25 protein-coding genes are annotated in these 20636 nt (G+C 32.7%); 16 read left to right on the top strand and 9 right to left on the bottom strand.

All coding sequences use genetic code 11. The features are described 5' to 3' along the window. Positions 1-3: 3 nt before the first annotated feature. Positions 4-216 carry a DNA-dependent RNA polymerase subunit epsilon gene (locus tag COJ46_RS14160; RefSeq protein ID WP_056468578.1) on the bottom strand — a complete coding sequence of 71 codons (213 nt, stop codon included), beginning with the start codon at positions 214-216 and terminating at the stop codon, positions 4-6. 348 nt (positions 217-564) lie between these two features. On the opposite strand from COJ46_RS14160, the gene COJ46_RS14165 reads away from it, so the two are divergent. Together COJ46_RS14165 and COJ46_RS14170 are read left to right on the top strand one after the other, a co-directional pair. After that, entirely contained in the window at positions 565-1473 is a 909-nt protein-coding gene (locus COJ46_RS14165; RefSeq protein ID WP_098566009.1) for a DMT family transporter, read from the top strand. A gap of 15 nt (positions 1474-1488) precedes the next feature. Next, the gene (locus tag COJ46_RS14170; protein WP_097975705.1) at positions 1489-2262 is read left to right on the top strand and encodes a Cof-type HAD-IIB family hydrolase; all 774 of its coding nucleotides are present in this window, start codon (positions 1489-1491) and stop codon (positions 2260-2262) included. Positions 2263-2435: 173 nt separating this feature from the next. Here COJ46_RS14170 and def read toward each other — a convergent pair whose 3' ends face one another. Together def and COJ46_RS14180 are read right to left on the bottom strand one after the other, a co-directional pair. Then, positions 2436-2993: a peptide deformylase gene (def, locus tag COJ46_RS14175; protein WP_097975703.1), complete on the bottom strand. Its 558-nt coding sequence runs from the start codon at positions 2991-2993 to the stop codon at positions 2436-2438. Positions 2994-3181: 188 nt separating this feature from the next. After that, on the bottom strand, positions 3182-3325 hold the full coding sequence (locus COJ46_RS14180) for a YjcZ family sporulation protein (protein ID WP_069035541.1): 144 nt from the start codon (positions 3323-3325) through the stop codon (positions 3182-3184). Between the two features lie 163 nt (positions 3326-3488). On the opposite strand from COJ46_RS14180, the gene COJ46_RS14185 reads away from it, so the two are divergent. The 6 genes from COJ46_RS14185 to COJ46_RS14210 all read left to right on the top strand — a co-directional run bounded on the left by COJ46_RS14185 (position 3489) and on the right by COJ46_RS14210 (position 10054). Beyond that, positions 3489-4136 carry a YkyA family protein gene (locus COJ46_RS14185; RefSeq protein ID WP_176522511.1) on the top strand — a complete coding sequence of 216 codons (648 nt, stop codon included), beginning with the start codon at positions 3489-3491 and terminating at the stop codon, positions 4134-4136. A gap of 465 nt (positions 4137-4601) precedes the next feature. Beyond that, a complete protein-coding gene (gene pdhA / locus COJ46_RS14190; RefSeq protein WP_286145513.1) occupies positions 4602-5681 on the top strand; it encodes a pyruvate dehydrogenase (acetyl-transferring) E1 component subunit alpha in 1080 nt (359 codons plus the stop codon). 3 nt (positions 5682-5684) lie between these two features. Then, positions 5685-6662: an alpha-ketoacid dehydrogenase subunit beta gene (locus tag COJ46_RS14195; protein WP_097975699.1), complete on the top strand. Its 978-nt coding sequence runs from the start codon at positions 5685-5687 to the stop codon at positions 6660-6662. A 126-nt stretch (positions 6663-6788) separates the two neighbouring features. Next, complete coding sequence (locus COJ46_RS14200; RefSeq protein ID WP_097976171.1) at positions 6789-8144, top strand: dihydrolipoamide acetyltransferase family protein; 1356 nt, start codon at positions 6789-6791, stop codon at positions 8142-8144. A 5-nt stretch (positions 8145-8149) separates the two neighbouring features. Beyond that, on the top strand, positions 8150-9562 hold the full coding sequence (lpdA, locus tag COJ46_RS14205; RefSeq protein WP_097975698.1) for a dihydrolipoyl dehydrogenase: 1413 nt from the start codon (positions 8150-8152) through the stop codon (positions 9560-9562). A gap of 252 nt (positions 9563-9814) precedes the next feature. Further along, the gene (locus tag COJ46_RS14210) at positions 9815-10054 is read left to right on the top strand and encodes a hypothetical protein (RefSeq protein ID WP_097975696.1); all 240 of its coding nucleotides are present in this window, start codon (positions 9815-9817) and stop codon (positions 10052-10054) included. A gap of 1 nt (position 10055) precedes the next feature. Here the strand turns inward: COJ46_RS14210 and COJ46_RS14215 are convergent, their stop codons facing one another. Continuing rightward, a complete protein-coding gene (locus COJ46_RS14215; protein WP_097975694.1) occupies positions 10056-10451 on the bottom strand; it encodes a DUF1885 family protein in 396 nt (131 codons plus the stop codon). A 161-nt stretch (positions 10452-10612) separates the two neighbouring features. Here COJ46_RS14215 and COJ46_RS14220 point away from each other — a divergent pair, with 161 nt between their 5' ends. After that, positions 10613-10906: a DUF3055 domain-containing protein gene (locus COJ46_RS14220; RefSeq protein WP_097975693.1), complete on the top strand. Its 294-nt coding sequence runs from the start codon at positions 10613-10615 to the stop codon at positions 10904-10906. Between the two features lie 166 nt (positions 10907-11072). Further along, complete coding sequence (locus COJ46_RS14225; protein ID WP_097975691.1) at positions 11073-11195, top strand: GapA-binding peptide SR1P; 123 nt, start codon at positions 11073-11075, stop codon at positions 11193-11195. A 158-nt stretch (positions 11196-11353) separates the two neighbouring features. Here the strand turns inward: COJ46_RS14225 and COJ46_RS14230 are convergent, their stop codons facing one another. Both COJ46_RS14230 and COJ46_RS14235 read right to left on the bottom strand, forming a co-directional pair. After that, a complete protein-coding gene (locus COJ46_RS14230; RefSeq protein ID WP_286133553.1) occupies positions 11354-12178 on the bottom strand; it encodes a protein-glutamine gamma-glutamyltransferase in 825 nt (274 codons plus the stop codon). A 154-nt stretch (positions 12179-12332) separates the two neighbouring features. Then, positions 12333-13784: an aminotransferase class I/II-fold pyridoxal phosphate-dependent enzyme gene (locus COJ46_RS14235; protein WP_097975687.1), complete on the bottom strand. Its 1452-nt coding sequence runs from the start codon at positions 13782-13784 to the stop codon at positions 12333-12335. 300 nt (positions 13785-14084) lie between these two features. Between COJ46_RS14235 and COJ46_RS14240 the strand changes: the two genes are divergently transcribed. Beyond that, positions 14085-14354 carry a UPF0223 family protein gene (locus COJ46_RS14240; RefSeq protein WP_097975685.1) on the top strand — a complete coding sequence of 90 codons (270 nt, stop codon included), beginning with the start codon at positions 14085-14087 and terminating at the stop codon, positions 14352-14354. Between the two features lie 220 nt (positions 14355-14574). Here the strand turns inward: COJ46_RS14240 and COJ46_RS14245 are convergent, their stop codons facing one another. After that, positions 14575-15204 (bottom strand): YktB family protein, encoded by a 630-nt coding sequence (locus COJ46_RS14245; protein ID WP_097975683.1) that lies wholly within the window; start codon positions 15202-15204, stop codon positions 14575-14577. 195 nt (positions 15205-15399) lie between these two features. Between COJ46_RS14245 and COJ46_RS14250 the strand changes: the two genes are divergently transcribed. Both COJ46_RS14250 and COJ46_RS14255 read left to right on the top strand, forming a co-directional pair. Further along, entirely contained in the window at positions 15400-15588 is a 189-nt protein-coding gene (locus COJ46_RS14250) for a hypothetical protein (RefSeq protein ID WP_056468536.1), read from the top strand. A 215-nt stretch (positions 15589-15803) separates the two neighbouring features. After that, positions 15804-16607, top strand: a complete 804-nt coding sequence (locus tag COJ46_RS14255; protein ID WP_097975682.1) for an inositol monophosphatase family protein — start codon at positions 15804-15806, stop codon at positions 16605-16607. A gap of 79 nt (positions 16608-16686) precedes the next feature. On the opposite strand, the gene COJ46_RS14260 is transcribed toward COJ46_RS14255, so the two are convergent. Then, a complete protein-coding gene (locus tag COJ46_RS14260; RefSeq protein ID WP_088013083.1) occupies positions 16687-16872 on the bottom strand; it encodes a DUF5325 family protein in 186 nt (61 codons plus the stop codon). 203 nt (positions 16873-17075) lie between these two features. On the opposite strand from COJ46_RS14260, the gene typA reads away from it, so the two are divergent. The 3 genes from typA to COJ46_RS14275 all read left to right on the top strand — a co-directional run bounded on the left by typA (position 17076) and on the right by COJ46_RS14275 (position 19687). Beyond that, positions 17076-18920: a translational GTPase TypA gene (gene typA, locus COJ46_RS14265; protein WP_176522510.1), complete on the top strand. Its 1845-nt coding sequence runs from the start codon at positions 17076-17078 to the stop codon at positions 18918-18920. A gap of 146 nt (positions 18921-19066) precedes the next feature. After that, on the top strand, positions 19067-19384 hold the full coding sequence (locus COJ46_RS14270) for a YlaH-like family protein (RefSeq protein WP_235821791.1): 318 nt from the start codon (positions 19067-19069) through the stop codon (positions 19382-19384). A 30-nt stretch (positions 19385-19414) separates the two neighbouring features. Continuing rightward, positions 19415-19687: a hypothetical protein gene (locus COJ46_RS14275; protein WP_097975680.1), complete on the top strand. Its 273-nt coding sequence runs from the start codon at positions 19415-19417 to the stop codon at positions 19685-19687. 661 nt (positions 19688-20348) lie between these two features. Here the strand turns inward: COJ46_RS14275 and COJ46_RS14280 are convergent. Further along, entirely contained in the window at positions 20349-20549 is a 201-nt protein-coding gene (locus tag COJ46_RS14280) for a YlaI family protein (RefSeq protein WP_056468526.1), read from the bottom strand. Positions 20550-20636: the final 87 nt, after the last annotated feature.

The raw sequence follows: 20636 nt of genomic DNA on the forward strand, positions 1-20636 counted from the left end.
AAATTACGCTAGCTCCAAAATTTTAAAGCTTTCACTTTGTTTTTCGAATTCAAGATGAGCACCGGTTAAAGCTTGAACAAGCTCAATATTATAATTGAAAGGTAATAATTTCGCACGAACTTCTCTTTCACTATCTGCTTCTACATAAACTGTTTTAGTTTTTTCTCTTACAGGTACCTCTAAAGGTAATTCCTGATAGTATACTTTAAAAATCATTTAAATCTCTCCTTGTCAAATCACTATCTTCTCAATATTATAAGTGATTTTTTATATATTTTCATTCTTTTTATTGAAGATTACCTAAAATACGGTCATTTTAAAAAAAAATTTGAAATTATAGAGATATATTTCTTCTTTTTCAAAAAGTGTTTTAGCCGTTTTTTTAATTTTTTTCTAAGTTTACGTAACATTAGTTTTACCTCCTAGACATGAAATTAAACTTATATGTAGAGAACACGGACATAGTATATTTATGTGTAGTATTGAACGAAAAAACATTTTCATACAATATAATCCAAAAAACAGTTAAAATAGAGGGTATCTTAAAGTTAAGGGGAGAAGAATGTGAAGAAGTTATATGGAGCTTTGTTTTTATTAAGTATTATTTGGAGTACATCTTTTTTATTTATTAAGCTCCTTTTAAACGATATAGGGCCAGAAGCAATTGTTTTTTATCGCTGTTTCTTTGGTGCTATGACATTATTAATTATTATGTTAATAAAAAAGGTAAAGATTGATTTTAAAAATTTACCGAAAATGAGTTTAATTATTGTCATCTCATTATTTAATCATGCTATACCGTGGCTTTTTCTTTCTTTTAGTGAGACCCATCTGCAAAGTAATGAAGCGGCAGTATTAAATGCTTTTACGCCAATTGCAACACTCATTATTGGCTATTTTTTATTTTCTCAAAAAATTCATAAGAAACAATGGATTGGACTTATGATTGGGATCATTGGACTTATGATTATGATGAGTCTTAATCCATCAACAATTTTCTCGGATAATATAATTTATTCAATATTAATGTTATTTGTTACTTTTTGTTATGGGCTTGGTTCACATTTAACTAAAAAGTATTTACAACACATTGATGTAATGATTATTTCATTTTTAACCTTAGGTATTTCTGGTGTATTCGGCTTTTTTTATATGGTCGTTGTAGGGAAGGGCACTTTAAAACCATTTGTTAATTTTGAAGTTTTTAGTGGTGTATTTGGACTAGGCGTTGTATGTTCGGGGTTGGCATATTTATTATTTTATTATATGGTTAAAGAGGGAAGTGCAGAATTTGCAACAATGGTTACTTATATAGTACCTGTATTTGCTTCTATTTGGGGATTTTTCTTTTTAAACGAGCCTTTATCTTTCAAAATGATTTTAGGATTGTTAATCGTACTTCTAGGTGTATTTATTACGAATAGTAAACAGAAGTCAAAAATGAAAAACTCAAAAGCAAATGCAGCGTCTTAGTGAGGAGAGAATAATATGACTAAACCAATCGTTTTTTTTGATATTGATGGAACGATTTTAAATCATGATAAAGTAATTCCGGAAAGTACTAAGAAAGCAATTTCGGAACTTCAAAATAAAGATATCCACGTAGCGATTGCAACTGGTCGTGCGCCATTCATGTTTAAAGAAATTCGTGAAGAGTTAAATATAAATAGTTTTGTAAGTTTAAATGGACAATATGCTGAATTTGAAGGTGAAGCTATTCACAAACATGCCCTACATCCAGAACAACTTCACCAATTTACTCAAAAAGCAAAAGAACTAGGTATTCCGCTAATCTATTTAAATAACGAGACAATGAGGGCGTCAATTGATTCACATCCTCATATAAGAGAAGCAATGACATCGATTAGAATGCAACACCCTGAAGTTCAGCATGATTTTTATCATAATCGTGAAATTTACCAAGTCTTACTGTTCTGTGAAGAGCATCAAGAGCCATCTTTAACCGATGGGTTTAATGATTTTAATTTTATTCGTTGGCATGAGTATTCGTCAGATGTCTTACCAATAGGTGGATCTAAAGCGAATGGAATACTTCAAATGGTAAACCATCTTGGGTTTGATATGCAAAATGTAATCGCATTTGGTGACGGATTAAATGATTTAGAAATGATTGAAAAAGTTGGTACGGGGATTGCCATGGGTAATGCAGTGGATCCACTAAAAAAATTAGCTAATCATATCACAACGAATGTTGATGAAGATGGAATTTTAAACGGTTTAAAATGGGTCGGACTTCTTTAAGAATATAGAGAAAGTACAAAAACATGAATTTTAGACTGACTGCAAGCGCTTGTCTTTCGAGGCGCGGAGTTACCTTTAACGGTAATGAGCACCGCTCAACAGGCGAAGCAACGAAGAAAGTTAGCGTTTGTCAGCAGTCTAAAAAGAGCGATTGGTTTTCCAATCGCTCTTTTTTATTTTCTCTCTAAAGGTGAAGCACCTTCTGGAGGAGAAAAAGGATTTGTTTTATTAATATGATCATAAAACATTACGCCATTTAGATGGTCAATTTCATGTTGGAAGCAAATTGCTGGTAAACCTTTTAAACGGATTTTTACATTTCCCAATTCTGTATCGAAGCCAGTGACTGTAATTCTTGCGTAACGAGGAACATATCCAGGAACATCACGATCAACAGATAAGCAACCTTCACCACCTGATAAATAAACTTGTTCAACAGAATGACTAACAATTTTAGGATTTAATAGTGCATAACTATATAAATTATCTTGTGAATCAGTTACATGAACACCTATTGCTCTTTTATTAATTCCGATTTGTGGTGCAGCTAATCCGATACCTGATCGTAGACCGTATTCGGCAGATATTTCTGGATTCTGACTATTTATAACATACTCTAATAATGAATTAGCTAAATTAATATCCTCTACCGATGGAGGTAAGCTTACTTCACTCGAGACTGCCCTTAATCTAGGATCGCCTTCTCGAATTATATCTTTCATTGTAATCAATTGAATCTCACTCCTGTCTAATATTTCATAAATATAAGTATGTACTATTCACTAGTATTATTAATTTAGTCTAACAAATCTTTTTTAAATTGTCAGTCTCAAGGCAATAGAATGGAAAAAGGAGCGATAAAATATCGCTCCTTAAAGTTTGTGGTTATACATTAATAATAGAGGCTTACTAGTGTGAATTATAAAACGAAAGCTGCACCAACGATAATTAATAAAATGAATAGAACAACGATTAATGCGAAACCGCCGTAACCGCAACCGCATCCGCCGCCGTAACCATAACCAGGGTATCCACCTTTTCCACCGTATCCGTAACCGTACATATAATAACCTCCCTTTAAACTGTTTCCGCATATAGCGGATACTACAAATTATGAAAAACTACATAAAGTGTGTGGGTATGTGACCATTTTATTTTTTAGGACGTATAAAAAGTGTGAAAAGATGCAACATGGAAATAATAATGAAAAAAAATTGGGTGAAATTATGTATAAAAAATTCAATTCCTTATTTCTTGTAATAGTCATACTCTTTATCCTTTGTTCGGGTTGTACTTCTCAAGCAAAACAAAAGAATTTAGTCATAAATCAACTAGCTGAAATTGCTAAAATGGAACAGAAATTTCAAAAAGCTGGAGAACGTATTCAAAAACTGGAAGTAAAAGAATTGGAGTATTATGAAAAAATTTATTTATATAAAATAAGCGAAGTAAACAAAAGACAAGATTCAGCAAAACAAGCAATTAATTTATTAAATGAACGAAAAGAACGAGTCAATGAGGAGTCAAAATTAATTCACGATATAGACATAAAAATTAAAGAACTTCAAACAATAAATATTGAAACGAAGGATGAACAGTTTCGAAATGAAGTTAATAACTTTATAAAAACATGGAGAGAAAGAACTGAGTTATACGATAAATTGAATTCAAAATATAAAGATGCAATGGAAACGGATCTTTCAATTTATAACTTATTATCCCAGAAAAAAGTTGATTTAAAAAATGTAAAGAGTGAGACAAAGGATACAAATCATATTTATAAAGATGTCATTAAATATAATGATCAATTAAATCTTTATACTCAAAAATTAAATAATTTACAAAAAGACATATATGAAAAATATGGTAAATAACAGATTGGGACTAGAATTACTAAATAAAAATCGTTGTAGTACAGTTTGGAATTTATGATAAAAAAAATCCGTTATTAGCTATTTGAGTATAATTTAACGGAGTTTCTGTTATTGTATAACAGATTGCTGTTTCAAAGGTAGTACAGGGTTGAAATTTTATGGCAAATTTTTCGAAAAATCATGAATAAAATAATACAACAAAATATTTGACGAGTTTATGAACGTGTTATAAACTGTACTAGTGTTCAATGTTGTACTAGTGTAATACACGAATAGTATAAGTACAGATTTTAATTATAAGTTAAGGTTACTTGTAATTACTCTTAAGAAAATACACATGATGGATAAAGAAAATAAATCCTCCATAATTAAAGAAGGGTGTGGGTTTTAGTGGCAACTACTACGAAGAAAGTAGCTGGAAAGGAAACAACAGAAATGAAGAATACACAAACTGTTTCTGAATTAATGGATCAAATGCTTCAATTTGGTGATTCAGTTGGAACTCTTCAAATTTTAAATGAAGAGGGCGAAATCGTTAATGAATCAGCGATGCCTGATTTATCAGATGAGCAATTAAAAGAATTAATGAAACGTATGGTATGGACTCGTGTTCTTGATCAACGTTCAATTTCATTAAACAGACAAGGACGTTTAGGTTTCTATGCTCCTACTGCAGGACAAGAAGCTTCTCAATTAGCAAGTCAATTTGCTCTTGAAAAAGAAGACTTTATCTTACCTGGTTACCGTGATGTACCTCAAATGATCTGGCACGGTCTACCATTATATAAAGCATTTTTATGGTCTCGTGGACATTTAGTAGGAAGCCAAATTCCTGAAGATGTAAATGCAATCTTCCCACAAATTATTATTGGTGCTCAAATTGTTCAAGCTGCAGGTGTTGCACTTGGTATGAAATTAAAAGGCCAAAAATCTGTTGCCATTACATATACAGGTGACGGTGGATCTTCTCAAGGTGATTTCTATGAAGGTATGAACTTTGCTGGTGCTTATAATGCTCCTGCGATTTTCGTTGTTCAAAATAACAGATACGCAATCTCAACTCCAGTTTCTAAGCAATCAAAAGCTAGAACAATTGCTCAAAAAGCAATTGCAGTAGGTATTGCTGGTATTCAAGTTGATGGAATGGATCCATTAGCAGTATATGCTGCTACATCAGAAGCTCGTAAACGTGCAGTAAACGGTGAAGGTCCAACATTAATTGAAACATTAACATTCCGTTATGGACCACATACAATGGCTGGTGATGACCCAACTCGTTACCGTACAAAAGATACTGAAAATGAGTGGGAAGCAAAAGATCCAATCGTTCGTTTCCGTAAGTTTTTAGAGAAAAAAGGTCTTTGGACTGAAGAAGAAGAAAATGCAATTATCGAAGAAGCAAAAGAAGCAATTAAAGATGCGATCAAACTTGCTGACCAAGAGCCAAAACAAAAAGTTACTCATTTAATGGAAAATATGTTCGAAACAATGACAAGTAATATAGAAGAGCAATATGCAATTTACAAAGAGAAGGAGTCGAAGTAAGTCATGGCGCAAATGACAATGATTCAAGCTATCACAGATGCATTACGCGTTGAAATGAAAAACGATCCAACTGTAGTAGTATTCGGGGAAGACGTTGGAGTAAACGGTGGTGTATTCCGTGCAACTGAAGGTTTACAAGCAGAATTCGGTGAAGCGCGTGTATTCGATACACCTCTTGCTGAATCAGGAATCGGCGGATTAGCAATCGGTCTTGGAATTGAAGGCTTCCGTCCAGTACCAGAAATCCAATTCTTCGGATTCTTATTCGAAATTTTTGACTCAATCGCTGGTCAAGCAGCACGTATGCGTTACCGTACAAGCGGTCGTTTTACTTCACCAATTACTTTCCGTTCACCATTTGGTGGTGGGGTTCATACACCAGAAATGCACGCGGATAGTTTAGAAGGATTAATGGCTCAAACTCCAGGTTTAAAAGTAGTTATTCCATCAACTCCTAAAGATGCTAAAGGTCTTTTAATTTCATCTATTCGTGATAATGACCCTGTTATCTATTTAGAGCACATGAAATTATACCGTTCATTCCGTGAAGATGTACCTGAAGGTGAGTACACAATCGAATTAGGTAAAGCGGATGTTAAACGTGAAGGTAAAGATGTATCAGTATTTGCTTACGGTGCAATGGTTCACGCTGCATTAAAAGCTGCTGAAGAGTTAGAAAAAGATGGCGTATCAGTAGAAGTTGTTGACTTACGTACTGTTCACCCATTAGATATCGAAGCAATCGTTGCGTCTGTTGAGAAAACTGGACGTGCAGTAGTTGTACAAGAAGCACAAAAACAAGCTGGTATTGCTGCAAATGTAGTTGCTGAAATTAATGATCGTTGTATCCTTTCATTAGAAGCACCAGTTGTACGTATTACTGCAGCTGATACTGTTTACCCATTCTCTGAAGCGGAAACAGTTTGGTTACCAAACCATAAAGATGTAGTTGAAGGTATTCAAAAAGTTTTAAACTTCTAATCAGTTTATAACAAAAATAGAGAAAGGTATTTGATAATCCATCAATACCTTTCTTACATTATTAGATAAAATATATTAAAAAATTAATTTAACTTTGTTCGGAGGTAGAAATCTGTGTCAAACTCAGTGGCAAGTCTATTTGAATTTAGATTACCAGATATCGGTGAAGGTATTCACGAAGGTGAAATTGTAAAATGGTTTATTAAAGCAGGCGACGAAGTAAATGAAGATGATATCATTTGTGAAGTTCAAAACGATAAATCAGTAGTAGAAATTCCATCACCTGTAAAAGGGAAAGTATTAGAAGTATTAGTTGCAGAAGGTACAGTTGCAGTTGTTGGTGACGTATTAGTACGTTTAGATGCACCTGGTTATGAAAACATTAGCTTCAAAGGACAACATGCAGAAGAAGCTCCAACTACTACTCCAGTACCAGAAGCTGCTGAAGCAGTTCAAGCAAAAGTACAAGAATCTTATGAGCAAAGTGAACCAAAAACAGATGCTGCACCACTATCACCTGTTGCTGCGATTGAACCAAAAGCTCATGTAATTGCAATGCCATCTGTACGTAAATACGCTCGTGAGAAAAACGTAGATTTACGTATTGTACCAGGTTCAGCTAAAAATGGCCGTGTAACTAAAAAAGACGTAGATGCATTCTTATTAGGTGGAGTAGCACCAGCTGCTGCAGCTCAAACAGAAGTTGCAGTTGAAGTTGTAACAGAAGCGAAAGCGTCGACACAAGAAGCTCCAAAAGCAATGCCAATTCCAGAGGGTGCATATCCTGAAACTCGTGAAAAAATGAGTGGAATTCGTAAAGCAATCGCTAAAGCAATGGTTAACTCTAAACATACTGCTCCACACGTAACATTAATGGATGAAGTAGATGTAACGAAACTAGTTGCTAGCCGTAAAAAATATAAAGAAGTTGCAGCTGCACAAGGTATCAAATTAACGTTCTTACCTTATGTTGTTAAAGCTTTAACTTCTGCATTACGTAAATTCCCAGCTTTAAATACATCAATCGATGATGCTACTAGCGAAATCGTACACAAACATTACTATAACGTTGGTATTGCTGCAGATACTGATAAAGGTCTATTAGTACCAGTTGTTAAAGATGCTGATCGTAAAGCTATCTTCTCAATTTCTGCTGAAATTAATGAATTAGCTACTAAAGCTCGTGATGGTAAATTAGCTCCTGCAGAAATGAAAGGTGCTACTTGCACAATCTCTAATATCGGTTCAGCAGGTGGACAATGGTTTACTCCAGTAATTAACCACCCTGAAGTAGCGATCTTAGGTATTGGTCGTATTGCTGAAAAACCAGTAGTATTAAATGGAGAAATCGTTGTTGCTCCAGTATTAGCGTTATCATTAAGCTTTGACCACCGTATTATCGATGGTGCAACTGCTCAAAACGCATTAAACCATATTAAACGATTATTAAATGATCCAGAATTATTATTAATGGAGGCGTAAGATAAATGGTAGTAGGAGATTTTGCAATTGAACTAGATACGGTCGTTATCGGTGCCGGTCCTGGTGGTTATGTTGCAGCAATTCGTGCAGCACAACTTGGACAAAAAGTTGCTGTTATTGAAAAAGGTAATCTTGGTGGGGTATGTTTAAACGTAGGTTGTATCCCTTCAAAGGCATTAATTACTGCTGGTCACCGTTATGAAACAGCTAAGCATTCTGAAGACATCGGTATTACAGCAGAAAATGTAAAAGTTGATTTTACAAAAGTTCAAGCTTGGAAAAGCAGTGTCGTTAATAAATTAACTGGCGGTGTTGCTGGTTTATTAAAAGGAAACAAAGTTGAAGTTATTAAAGGTGAAGCTTACTTTAATGATGCTAACACTCTTCGTGTAATTACTGAAGAATCAGCTCAAACTTATACTTTTAACAATGCGATCATCGCAACAGGTTCAACTCCAATCGAAATCCCAGGTTTCAAATGGAGTAACCGTGTAATCGATTCAACAGGTGCATTAAACTTACCTGAAATTCCAAAAAAATTAGTTGTTATTGGTGGCGGCTATATTGGTATGGAATTAGGTACTGCTTATGCTAACTTTGGTACACACGTAACAATTCTTGAAGCTGGTGACGAAATCTTAAATGGTTTTGAAAAATCTATGAGTTCAATTGTTAAACGTGGATTAAAGAAAAAAGGTAATGTTGATATCGAAACAAAAGCTTTCGGTAAAGGCGTTGAAGAAACTGCAGATGGCGTTACAGTTAAATTCGAAACAAATGGCGAAATGAAAGAAATCGAAGCTGATTACGTATTAGTAACAGTTGGACGTTTCCCGAACTCTCGTGACATGGGCTTAGAAAATGTTGGTGTTGAAATTAACGAACGTGGTGTTATTACGACTGATAAACAAGCTCGTACAACAATTAATAATATTTACGCAATTGGTGATGTAATTGCTGGACCTCCATTAGCACACAAAGCTTCTTATGAAGGTAAAGTTGCTGCTGAGGCAATCAGTGGTATGTCAAGTCAAATCGAATACTTAGCAATCCCTGCAGTAGTATTTACTGATCCAGAATTAGCAACTGTTGGTTATACTAAAAAACAAGCAGATGAAGAAGGATTAGCTGTTAGTGTAGCGAAATTCCCATTCGGTGGAAATGGTCGCGCATTATCTCTAAATTCAACTGATGGATTCGTTCAATTAGTTTCTCGTAAAGAAGATGGAGTACTAGTTGGTGCTCAAGTTGCAGGTGTAAATGCATCAGATATCATTTCTGAGCTTGGTCTTGCAATTGAAGCTTGCATGAGCGTTGAGGATATTGCACAAACAATTCACGCTCACCCAACATTAGGTGAAATCTCAATGGAAGCTGCAGAATTAGCGATGGGTCATCCAATCCATGTTTTAAAATAATTACTTAAAAACCTCCTATATTTTATAGGAGGTTTTTTACTGTTCAAATTCATTTAAAACGCTTTATTCAAAGCTTAAAGTAGTTTGTTAAACATAGATGCATTAAGGGCAATACGATGGCAAAATAACGAAAAAAACGATTGTCAAAAACCTCCTATTTGTTAGGAGGTTTTTTGCATGATTAAGGCATGTCTCGCATAACGTTTAAAAAACAAACTTTCTAGTATTGATGATTGATTGGTGGGAATATTGATGCGAAAACAATTAATAGTATTAATGATACATCAACTATTTTGGGTAGGATTTTCATTTGTTTTATTCTTGTCGAAAAGGGATCAATTATATTCTAAAGTCATATTGTTTCTAGTATTCTTTTACCAGCTTTATTTAGTTGCAAAATACGTTGGAAACACAAGAAAAGCAAGTATTATTATTACTTGCTTTTATGCATCGGTATTTTTCTTTTGTCAGGCGATTGTAAATTTATTTTAAATTATCGTTTGTAAAAATACATGACTCGATTGTTAAATAATTCAAGCTTTGCTTCAATTTTTTGAGCTAAATATCTACATAGCTCATTTGCTTTGCCTTTATCACCATAAGTTGAGTTTGGTAATAGAGTAATCACGATATTTTTATCATCTTGAATAGAAACAACAAAATGTTTATAACGTGATTCATTGCTCTGTAAATAAAGTGCATCTTGGTCATCTAATTTTTTATTTGAAATAGAGTAAGGAAAGGAAACCCTTTCATAATTCCAGTCAACTTGTTGTCCGATCTTAGTTGAAGATTGTATGTAATCATTTATTAAATTATTTATTAAATTTAAATTTGCTTCTTGGTATTTTGATTTATCTACTAATTGAATGGTAGCTTGTTGAACCATTTTTAAATTTTCCCCCTAAGATGTTTTTATGAAAAACATCACTTTTAATCTGTTTTTATCATAACATTATTTCAAATTTTTAGACAAGTATTCGGTATGAATTTAATTTTTTCTTCATATGTATTAACTTACAATACTAAAACGGAGGAGTGGGTGAAACAATGTTTGAGAAATTATATGATGATCACGAAAATGTAAGAGTCCGATTTGTTGGCTTTGTTACGAACGATACAAGATACGATATTGGTATTGTATATACGAACATGTTCTTTGGAAAGCCACTCGTCATCTGCATGCAATCTAGACAATGCATTGTATTAGATCGACAGGATGTTTCATTTCCAAATCAGTTGAAATTTTTATGTAAACTAAAAAGTGAGGAAGAAGCGATGGAACTCGCAGAATATTTAGCTGACTGGCTACCGTCACCAAGTATAGAAGAGAGTTATGAATAAAAATAAATGTGTTATACTAATTAAATCGCATTCACCTTATAAAACCCCTTGAATAATCTAGTATTAGAAAATTTAAGTTATACTTATTTACCACTTGCGTAAATAAGTATAACACATTATAATGAAGTTAGTTAATTGATACAACATTATGAAAGGGGTTACAAAGATGGGAACATTCGTATGTAAATGTTGTGAAAAAACAGTAGGTCATTTCGAGGATGAAAAGGTAACAACTCTTTACGTTAAAAACTGTGAAGATTGTGAACCAACTGATCATGAAGTTTGCTAATTATAATTAATTAAAACATAAAGTCTAATAGAGTAACTATAGACATCTATAAATGAGAAATTCCACAAGGGGATCGTTTTTCCTTGTGGTTTTTTATGTTTTTATTTAATTAAATCACAAAAAAGGGAGACTCAATTAAGAATCACCCACTTTTCTTTTTATGCAATTTGAGTTTGATCTCCAATTCTTGCAGTTATAACGTCGGATGAAGCTTCGCTTGTTGTAACTGGTATTAATTTTGAATTATCTTTTAAATATTGAGCCATTTCATTCGAGTCAATTCTAGTATTTAAATTTGTTAAGAAGGCAGAAATCATCGCAAAAGGATATCTATGCATATTTAAATGGTAAATAATCTCATGTAATGAACGTATTCCGATACCATGACCATAATAATAATTACTTCCCATAGTAACAGTGTTTTCTCCTTGCCATTCTGGAGTCATTGGGTCAACTTCAGGATTTTTTATATAAACAACGTCACCAGGGGCTGGACGATCAACTTCAGCCGTTAAAATAGCTAATTTAGGGTCGTAATTCCAAGTGTATAAGTATATGCCATTATCGAATAGTTGATCAAAAATTTCATAGCCGAAAATGTCTAGAAGGGCTTTATAAAATATCATAATGATTGCAGTTGCACATTCTGTTGCGTAAAATTGTCCGTTACGAAAAATATCATAAATTCCCATGGAAGTTCTTATGCCTGGCCTAAGTCTAAAACCACCCATAGGTGTACGAATCCAAAACATTGGATTACAATATGCTCGTCTAAAAGTCCTAAATTGCATGCCGCTTGTTAATAAATCTTTAGAAGCCTGAAGTACATAAGTTCTGATTGTCAAATCAAAAGATAATTCACGGTCCGATTTATAAATATGAGACTTTTTACTGTTTGTTAAACTAGACAATATTTCTTGATAAAGTTTATTATTTGAATCTTCGCTATTTTTTAATGAAGCATGAACAATTTTATTATTCACGACTATCAATTAGTCCACATCCTAACATAAAAACAATTTTTTTGTACGAAATCAATATAATTACCTTACCTATCATATGCCTATCTAATTTAGATGTGATTTAGAATACAAAAAAACTAGGATTCATTTCCTAGTTTCTTCATGAAAGCTTTAATTATTTTAATACTTTTAACGTTAATAATTCTTCGTCTTCTGGGCCTTGAACAGGTAATCCTGCTTCAATATTCTTTTTAATATAAACTAGATTTTCAAGTGTAATTTCTTCACCAGGTAAAAAGATTGGAATTCCAGGTGGATAAACCATTACAAATTCAGCAATAATTCTACCGACTGAATCCTCAAGTGGAACAGATTCTGTTTCGGAGTAAAATGCATCCCTAGGAGAGACTGCTAAATTTGGAATCGTTGGGATCTCAACGTTTAAATTTGTATTGCGCTCTGAGATGTCAAATTCAGTTACTAAAACTTCTAGTGCATGAATTAACTGCTGAATGTCTTCTTCACTATCACCTGGTGTTAATATGCAAAGAACATTATATAAATCAGACATTTCAACTTCAATATTAAATCGCTCTCTTAACCAAACTTCAACATCATGGCCCGTTATACCCAGTTTTTTTACACTGACTAATATTTTAGTAGGATCAAAGTTGAATGTAGCCTCTTTACCAACTAAATCATAACCAGGGCAATATAAACCATTGATTGAATTAATTTTATTTCGTGCATTATTTGCTAGTCTAATAGTATTCGTAAGTAATTCTTCACCAACAGTTGCTAATCTCTTTCTTGCAACATCTAGTGAAGCAAGCAATAGATAAGATGTTGAAGTAGTTGTTAGCATACTTAGTACAGATTGTACTCTGTGGACATTCACAATGCCTTCTCTTACATTTAAAATGGAACTTTGAGTCATAGAGCCACCAAGCTTATGTACGCTCGTAGCAGCCATGTCAGCCCCTGCCTGCATCGCAGAGATTGGTAATTCGTTATGGAAATGAATATGTACACCATGCGCTTCGTCAACTAATACGGCTAAGCCATGTGAATGTGCTAATTCAACAATGCTTTTTAAATCTGCTACAAATCCAAAGTATGTAGGATTAATGACTAATACTGCTTTTGCATCAGGATTCGTTAAAATGGCCTCTTTCACTGCATTTGTCGTAATACCGTGTGAAATACCTAATTCACTATCAATTTCAGGATGAACAAAAATTGGTGTAGCGCCTGAGAAAATGATCGCAGATAAAACAGATTTATGAACATTTCTTGGAACGATAATTTTATCGCCAGGTCCACAAACACTCATTACCATTGTCATGATCGCTCCACTTGTACCTTGAACTGAAAAGAATGTGTGGTCAGCACCAAAAGCTTTTGCTGCAAGATCTTGTGCTTGTTTTATTTTACCTTTTGGATGATGTAGATCATCTAAAGGAGCAATGTTGATTAAATCGATCGATAATGCATTATCACCAATAAACTCTCTAAATGTTGGATCCATTCCATTTCCTTTTTTATGTCCTGGAATATGGAATTGAATAGGGTTCTTCTTTGCATGCTCTAATAAAGAAGAAAATAACGGCGTTTCAATTTGTTTCATTTAACATACACCCCATTTAATAAATAATAGTGTTTTTCGGAAGTGATATGTTTGTAAACAATTCAACTGTTTACTCTCATTAAGTTATAAACTGTCTTACCTTCATTTGAAAAACAAAAAGATTATATCATTCTATGAATTTTCTGTATAGAAAAATATTATAAAGTTATGGAATTTTATTCATCTGAATGAAATTATATCAATTTTAAAAATAAGAATGGAATTTAAAAAATGTGTTAAAATGGAATTTAAAAAATGTGTTAAAATGGAATTAATTAGAAAATTGTAGGAGTGAAGTAAATGGATTACCAATACCCAATTTCATATGATTGGACAACAGATGAGACAATTGAGGTAATACAGTTCTACACATCAGTAGAAAAAGCGTATGAAAAGGGAATAGATCGTGAAGTGTTAATGGCTACATACAAACAGTTTAAATCAATTGTACCTAGTATTGCAGAAGAAAAAAAATTATGTAATGAGTTAGAGGAGATATCTGGCTATTCTGCATATAGAGTCATGCAAAAAGCTAAAAATGGCGCTTCTGGTGATAAAATTAAAATGTAGTATGAAATAAGTTAATCGTTAAGAATTGAATAGTAAATAAAATCTTAAGTAAAAAATAGAAGCCCATTAAAGGATTATTAGCTACCTTTAATGGGCTTTTCTTACCTATGTATTGTTTAAATAAATCTATTAAATATTTCGTCCTGTCGAAAAATGTGTAAAGAATGGGCATAGACTTTTGTTTTTGACATATGTATAATTAAACAACACTTATATTAATTCAGTTTATACTTATCTTGTATAAAGGAATTAAAGTATTATATGTTTCTATAATACGATGGATTAGTTCTTCCTTTGTAAGTGTAATTGCTTCATCTTTTGCAATTGTAATTCCACATAGGTATTCTGCTTTTTTTACATCATGAAATCTTTGAATACCTTTATTGAATTCATCTTTATTCATTTGACTTTTTTGTATCACATCAGGCTTCATATGATCGTAAGATACCACAAAATCTTTCGGAATCATTTTGTAAAGTTTATTTTTATTCTTTTCAAAATTTATGGCAATCGATTGCTTATTTGGACTTTCGTAAATAATTCCAAAGTAAACAAACAGGTGAGTACCCCACAGTCCAAATTGGAAATGAGGAAGCATCTTGTATCCACGATTATTTGTTGCAAAAGCAATCCAAGTATCTTTTGGAGCATTTACAGTACGTCGAGCATGCTTAGCAATATGGCCAAAAAAGTTTTGATCAGTTTGTACATTTAAAAAAGGTAATATTTCTTCTTCAATTACTTTAAATTTTGGTTGAATTTCATTTTGTATAGCACTCATTCTAGTTTCTAATGTTGAGTCAGTTGTAAATATTTCAAAATCACTTTCTTTAAAAAAAGTTTGAGTCATTTTTGAACCCCCTAATTACATTATCTAATTAGTATACCATGTTTGTCCAAAACAAATGGGTAATATGTTTCTTCATAAAATAGTTACATTATAAGCTTAAACAACATATATTAGTAGCAAGATAAAAATCAGAAAATTTTGTTAATTAACTTTTACAATTTGTTTTGCCAACTTATATTCTATGGAGGGATAATGATGAGACAAGTGATTAATGCGTTAAAAAGAACTGATGCAGAAAAGAGAATTCCTGTACTTAGATTAGAATTAGATTACGAACTAGCTACACTATTCGATGCTATGACAGTCAATGATAATGAAGCAATGATTGAATCTAAAAAGAAATTAGAATTATTAAGATTAGAATTAATTCGTCTAGAAGCTTAGCGAGTTTATTTACCGAACCTTTAAATAGGTTCGTTTTTCTGTGCGCTAAATCTTCCGCTAAATGCCCAATGGTCTATCGTATGCCCACCCTCCAAAATAGTTCCTCATCTTAAATAAAAATCATTTCATTAGGTTTTTTTAGGTTAAAATTGGTAAACTGATAAACAGGACCATTAAATATAAGTTTTAGCACGTAGAGTTTGGAGTGTTTAATTATGAATGTAGACTGGAAAGAAATTGAACAATTCGCGAGGAATTTGCTTCAAGAGGCAGCTGAAAATATTAAAAGCTCTTTATACGACTCCATAACAATCAATACGAAATCAAACGAAAATGACTTAGTAACAAATAAAGATGAAGAAATTGAAAAATTCTTTTACGAAAAAATAAAAAAGAAATTTCCGAATCATTACTTACTAGGTGAAGAAGGTAAAGGCGATGATTTGGATCAAGTAACTGGAGTTGTGTGGATTCTTGATCCAATCGATGGAACGATGAATTTTGTTCACCAAAAACGTAATTTTATGATTTCTTTAGGTATTTATGAAAATGGAATCGGTAAAATGGGTTTTATAATGGATGTAATACATAATGAACTATATTTTGCTAAAAAAGGTGAGGGAGCTTATTTAAATGATCTTGAATTAACACCTTTGAAAAATGTAGTACTTGAAGAGGCTATTGTAGCTGTAAATGCTATTTGGTTAACTAAAAATCGTTATATAAACCATGAAAAATTAAGTAATCTTGTTCGAAAAGTTAGAGGAAGTAGGTCATATGGTTCGGCAGCGATGGAAATGGTCTATGTGGCAATGGGAAGGGTTGATGCATATATCACACCAAGATTATCACCTTGGGACTTTGCCGCGGGTAAAATTATTGTTGAAGAACTTGGCGGAATATGTACTACGCTCAAAAATGAAAGCCTTTCAATTCTTAAAAAAAGCTCAGTGCTAGTAAGTAACGCTTCGATTCATAACGAATTACTCACTGATTATATCGAATTTCTACAAAAATAATAAAAAGAAGGTAAGTTGGGTTACTAACTTGCCTTCTTTTATTAGTGTGTAGACAGTGTTCAAAAAAAAGAGAAGAAGTTTATAACTTACCTTCTCTTTTTAATTTAGCACGTAATGAAAAACCATAACCAACTAATGATATTGAAATAATTAGTGAAATGATAGCGCCAATAGTACTTAGTTCCGCTAGCATAATACCAACTAGAATTAAGAAGATTACGGATAAAGTTGCAACGCAGAAAAGTCTGAATTTTATGCTAGACATGGTGAATCCTCCTGTTCATAATTCTTATTTTACTCTTTGTCGAATCGGATGTAAATTTGAAAAAAATAAATCTTTCCTAAATATTTATTAATAATTTATATTTTTGATTAAACATTTTCTTGATATATTTCCGTGTGCATGTGCTATAATGTTTTAGTTAATAATGAAAATAGATGTGTAGACATTTTAGGAGTGAATATATTTTGAAAAAAAGAGAAGATTTACGCAATATAGCAATTATTGCGCACGTTGACCATGGGAAAACAACGTTAGTTGATGAGTTATTAAAACAATCAGGTACATTCCGTTCAAACGAAAACGTTAATGAACGTGCAATGGACTCTAATGATATAGAACGTGAACGTGGAATTACAATTTTAGCTAAAAATACTGCAATCCAATACGAAGGTAAACGTATTAACATCATGGATACTCCTGGACACGCCGATTTTGGTGGAGAAGTAGAACGTATCATGAAAATGGTTGACGGTGTTCTTTTAGTTGTAGATGCATATGAAGGATGTATGCCACAAACTCGTTTCGTATTGAAAAAAGCTTTAGAACAACATTTAACACCAATCGTAGTAGTAAATAAAATCGACCGTGATTTCGCACGCCCTGATGAAGTAGTAGACGAAGTAATCGATTTATTTATTGAATTAGGTGCAGATGAAGATCAATTAGAATTCCCAGTTGTATTCGCATCAGCTATCAACGGAACTTCTAGCTTAGAATCTGATCCTGCTAAACAAGAACCAAATATGAATGCATTATTCGATACAATTATTGAGCACATTCCATCTCCAATCGATAATAGTGAAGAACCTTTACAATTCCAAGTAACATTATTAGACTACAATGACTATGTTGGACGTATCGGTATCGGACGTATTTTCCGTGGAACAATGCAAGTTGGTCAATCAGTTGCTTTAATGAAACTTGATGGATCAGTTAAACAATTCCGTATTACAAAAATGTTTGGTTTCATTGGATTAAAACGTATTGAAATCCAAGAAGCAAAAGCTGGTGACTTAGTAGCAGTATCTGGTATGGAAGATATCAATGTTGGTGAAACAGTATGTCCTGCTGAACACCAAGAAGCACTTCCAATCTTACGTATTGATGAGCCAACTCTTCAAATGACTTTCTTAGTAAATAACTCACCTTTTGCTGGTCGTGAAGGTAAATTTGTAACTTCTCGTAAAATTGAAGAGAGATTATTACAAGAACTTCAAACAGACGTAAGTTTACGTGTTGAAAATACTGATTCTCCTGATGTATGGATCGTTAGTGGACGTGGAGAACTTCACTTATCAATCCTAATTGAAAACATGCGTCGTGAAGGATATGAGCTTCAAGTTTCAAAACCAGAAGTTATCATTCGTGTGATTGACGGTGTAAGATGTGAGCCAGTTGAGCATGTGCAAATTGACGTCCCTGAAGAATATACTGGTTCAATCATGGAATCAATGGGTGCTCGTAAAGGTGAAATGAGAGATATGGTGAATAATGGTAACGGCCAAGTTCGTTTAACATTTATGGTACCAGCTCGTGGATTAATTGGTTATACTACAGAGTTCTTAACTTTAACTCGTGGTTATGGAATCATTAACCATTCATTCGATAGCTACCAACCAGCTATTCAAGGTCAAGTTGGTGGACGTCGTCAAGGTGTATTAGTATCAATGGAAACTGGTAAAGCTTCAACATACGGAATTATGGGTCTAGAAGACCGTGGTGTAATTTTCCTTGAGCCAGGTACAGATGTATATGATGGTATGATTGTTGGTGAACACAACCGTGATAATGATTTATCAGTAAACGTTGTTAAAGTTAAACACGCTACAAACATCCGTTCAGCGAATAAAGACCAAACGACAACAATGAAAAAACCACGTATTATGACGCTTGAAGAATCTTTAGAATACTTAAACGATGATGAGTACTGTGAAGTAACGCCAACATCAATTCGTTTACGTAAAAAGCTTCTTGATAAAAATGAGCGTGAGCGTGCAGCGAAAAAGAAAAAATTCGCTGAACAAGAATAATTAAATTTTAAAATAATTATGATATAATAAAACCGACTAGAAATAGTCGGTTTCATTTTTGTAGACAAAGTACAAAAAATTAATATTAGTGGATCAAAAAACGAATAGAAGTATTTAGTTTTATTATTTAATAGGGGGATATGGATTTGGAAAAAGCTCCAAAGGGATTTGAATTTGTCATAACACAGTTAATAAATATAACTCATGATATTCATCTTTCAATGTGGATATTATATGGTTTAATTGTTGTATTATGTATTGTGGTATATCATTTAGGTTTCGCAAAAAAATTGAGCATCCTTAAAAGTTTAATCATTTATGTTTTGCTTATGATTGGATGTAGTTTCCTTACTTTCTTAGCTTTAAGGATACCAATTGTTGAAGCATTACTTGCAAGTGTGTTCGTGTTAGGGGTATATAAGATTCGTTTACATCAATCAAAAAAGAATAATGCTACTACATAATGTAAACTTTTTTAGAAAGTTGGTATTTAGATGAAATCTGTTCAGGATGCTTTATATAATTGGTTAACGATAAAAGTTATATATGAAGGTAGACCTTCGGATGAAGCTGCTAAAGAGACGTATGAGATGTTTGATTCGATTTTAAAAGAAGATCATCAAGTATCTAACGTGAATATAGAAAAAATGGAAGATTTTTATTTAATCACATTTACACAATCAGAAAAAGAGCGTACTACACGCTTTCCAATTGAAATGATTGATTGCTTTTTAGATCAAGTAAAAGTTAATCCAGAGAAGTATTAAAAACCTAGAAATTAATCTAGGTTTTTCTTTGTTTAAACTTTTGGTGGATTTAGACAAACAATATATCTAAGATTTAATTGTCTTTCCGAAAAAAATGGCCCAATTGACTTTCTTTTTTCAGTAGGTTGAAATAAACGTATATAGGGAAAACAATATTAAGTGGGACATTATAGATTTTAAAATTCATTTTTTGATGACTTATTAATGATTTTATATGTTTAAGTGGTTTTAACAATTTTAGTATACCAACAAACTATAGTAATTGTTTTTTCGGAAATTAAAATATTAAGAGCAATTTTTAGACATATAGTTTTAAATGAATAGTTTATAAGTTGATGTTCAATCTCTATTGACTTACAAACTGATTAATATTCTGTTACGTTACACTAAGTAAAGGATATTAAATTAGGTTTTTATCGTAAACTTTTTTAATGAATTAGTTGATTGGAATGAAGGGATGCTCGACTCCTATGGGATAAGCGGGAAGGCTAAAGACCCCACAGGCTTGCCGAGGAGGCGAAAGAATCTCGCCCTATGGAAAGCGAGCATCCTGTAATGGAAATCAACATCACTCTACTCCTTTTACGAAAATTCGGGAATTTATCGACACGTTTTTCAACAGCGTAAAAAAAGAAGCCCAATTGGCTTCTTTTTTCATAATTTACCACTCGTCATTGTCTTTTACCGGTTTTAAAAAACGGAAATTTCCTGTTGCAATTCTTTGTTCTGTTTTTATTTTAATTCGATCGTAACATTCAGAGCATGTATATGTATGGATAGGACGATTTCTTAATTTTTTTGCAATAGGTGATTCATCGCTAATAGATTCGCTTTTATCACAAATCATGCATTTAACTCTCATGTGAAATTTCTCTCCTTATATATGGAACTTAAATTAACATAATTATAACAGGTTTTAGAATATATTTTTAGAAAACAGTGGTTTTAG

Source organism: Bacillus sp. AFS077874 (assembly GCF_002566505.1).
Lineage (GTDB): Bacteria > Bacillota > Bacilli > Bacillales > Bacillaceae_G > Gottfriedia.

Coding starts and splice junctions, on each gene's coding strand:
- COJ46_RS14160 (WP_056468578.1), bottom strand. CDS start 216: ATGATTTTTAAAGTATACTATCAGGAATTACCTTTAGAGGTACCTGTA.
- COJ46_RS14170 (WP_097975705.1), top strand. CDS start 1,489: ATGACTAAACCAATCGTTTTTTTTGATATTGATGGAACGATTTTAAAT.
- COJ46_RS14180 (WP_069035541.1), bottom strand. CDS start 3,325: ATGTACGGTTACGGATACGGTGGAAAAGGTGGATACCCTGGTTATGGT.
- COJ46_RS14185 (WP_176522511.1), top strand. CDS start 3,489: ATGTATAAAAAATTCAATTCCTTATTTCTTGTAATAGTCATACTCTTT.
- pdhA (WP_286145513.1), top strand. CDS start 4,602: ATGGATCAAATGCTTCAATTTGGTGATTCAGTTGGAACTCTTCAAATT.
- COJ46_RS14195 (WP_097975699.1), top strand. CDS start 5,685: ATGGCGCAAATGACAATGATTCAAGCTATCACAGATGCATTACGCGTT.
- lpdA (WP_097975698.1), top strand. CDS start 8,150: ATGGTAGTAGGAGATTTTGCAATTGAACTAGATACGGTCGTTATCGGT.
- COJ46_RS14210 (WP_097975696.1), top strand. CDS start 9,815: ATGCGAAAACAATTAATAGTATTAATGATACATCAACTATTTTGGGTA.
- COJ46_RS14215 (WP_097975694.1), bottom strand. CDS start 10,451: ATGGTTCAACAAGCTACCATTCAATTAGTAGATAAATCAAAATACCAA.
- COJ46_RS14220 (WP_097975693.1), top strand. CDS start 10,613: ATGTTTGAGAAATTATATGATGATCACGAAAATGTAAGAGTCCGATTT.
- COJ46_RS14225 (WP_097975691.1), top strand. CDS start 11,073: ATGGGAACATTCGTATGTAAATGTTGTGAAAAAACAGTAGGTCATTTC.
- COJ46_RS14235 (WP_097975687.1), bottom strand. CDS start 13,784: ATGAAACAAATTGAAACGCCGTTATTTTCTTCTTTATTAGAGCATGCA.
- COJ46_RS14240 (WP_097975685.1), top strand. CDS start 14,085: ATGGATTACCAATACCCAATTTCATATGATTGGACAACAGATGAGACA.
- COJ46_RS14245 (WP_097975683.1), bottom strand. CDS start 15,204: ATGACTCAAACTTTTTTTAAAGAAAGTGATTTTGAAATATTTACAACT.
- COJ46_RS14250 (WP_056468536.1), top strand. CDS start 15,400: ATGAGACAAGTGATTAATGCGTTAAAAAGAACTGATGCAGAAAAGAGA.
- COJ46_RS14255 (WP_097975682.1), top strand. CDS start 15,804: ATGAATGTAGACTGGAAAGAAATTGAACAATTCGCGAGGAATTTGCTT.
- COJ46_RS14260 (WP_088013083.1), bottom strand. CDS start 16,872: ATGTCTAGCATAAAATTCAGACTTTTCTGCGTTGCAACTTTATCCGTA.
- COJ46_RS14275 (WP_097975680.1), top strand. CDS start 19,415: ATGAAATCTGTTCAGGATGCTTTATATAATTGGTTAACGATAAAAGTT.
- COJ46_RS14280 (WP_056468526.1), bottom strand. CDS start 20,549: ATGAGAGTTAAATGCATGATTTGTGATAAAAGCGAATCTATTAGCGAT.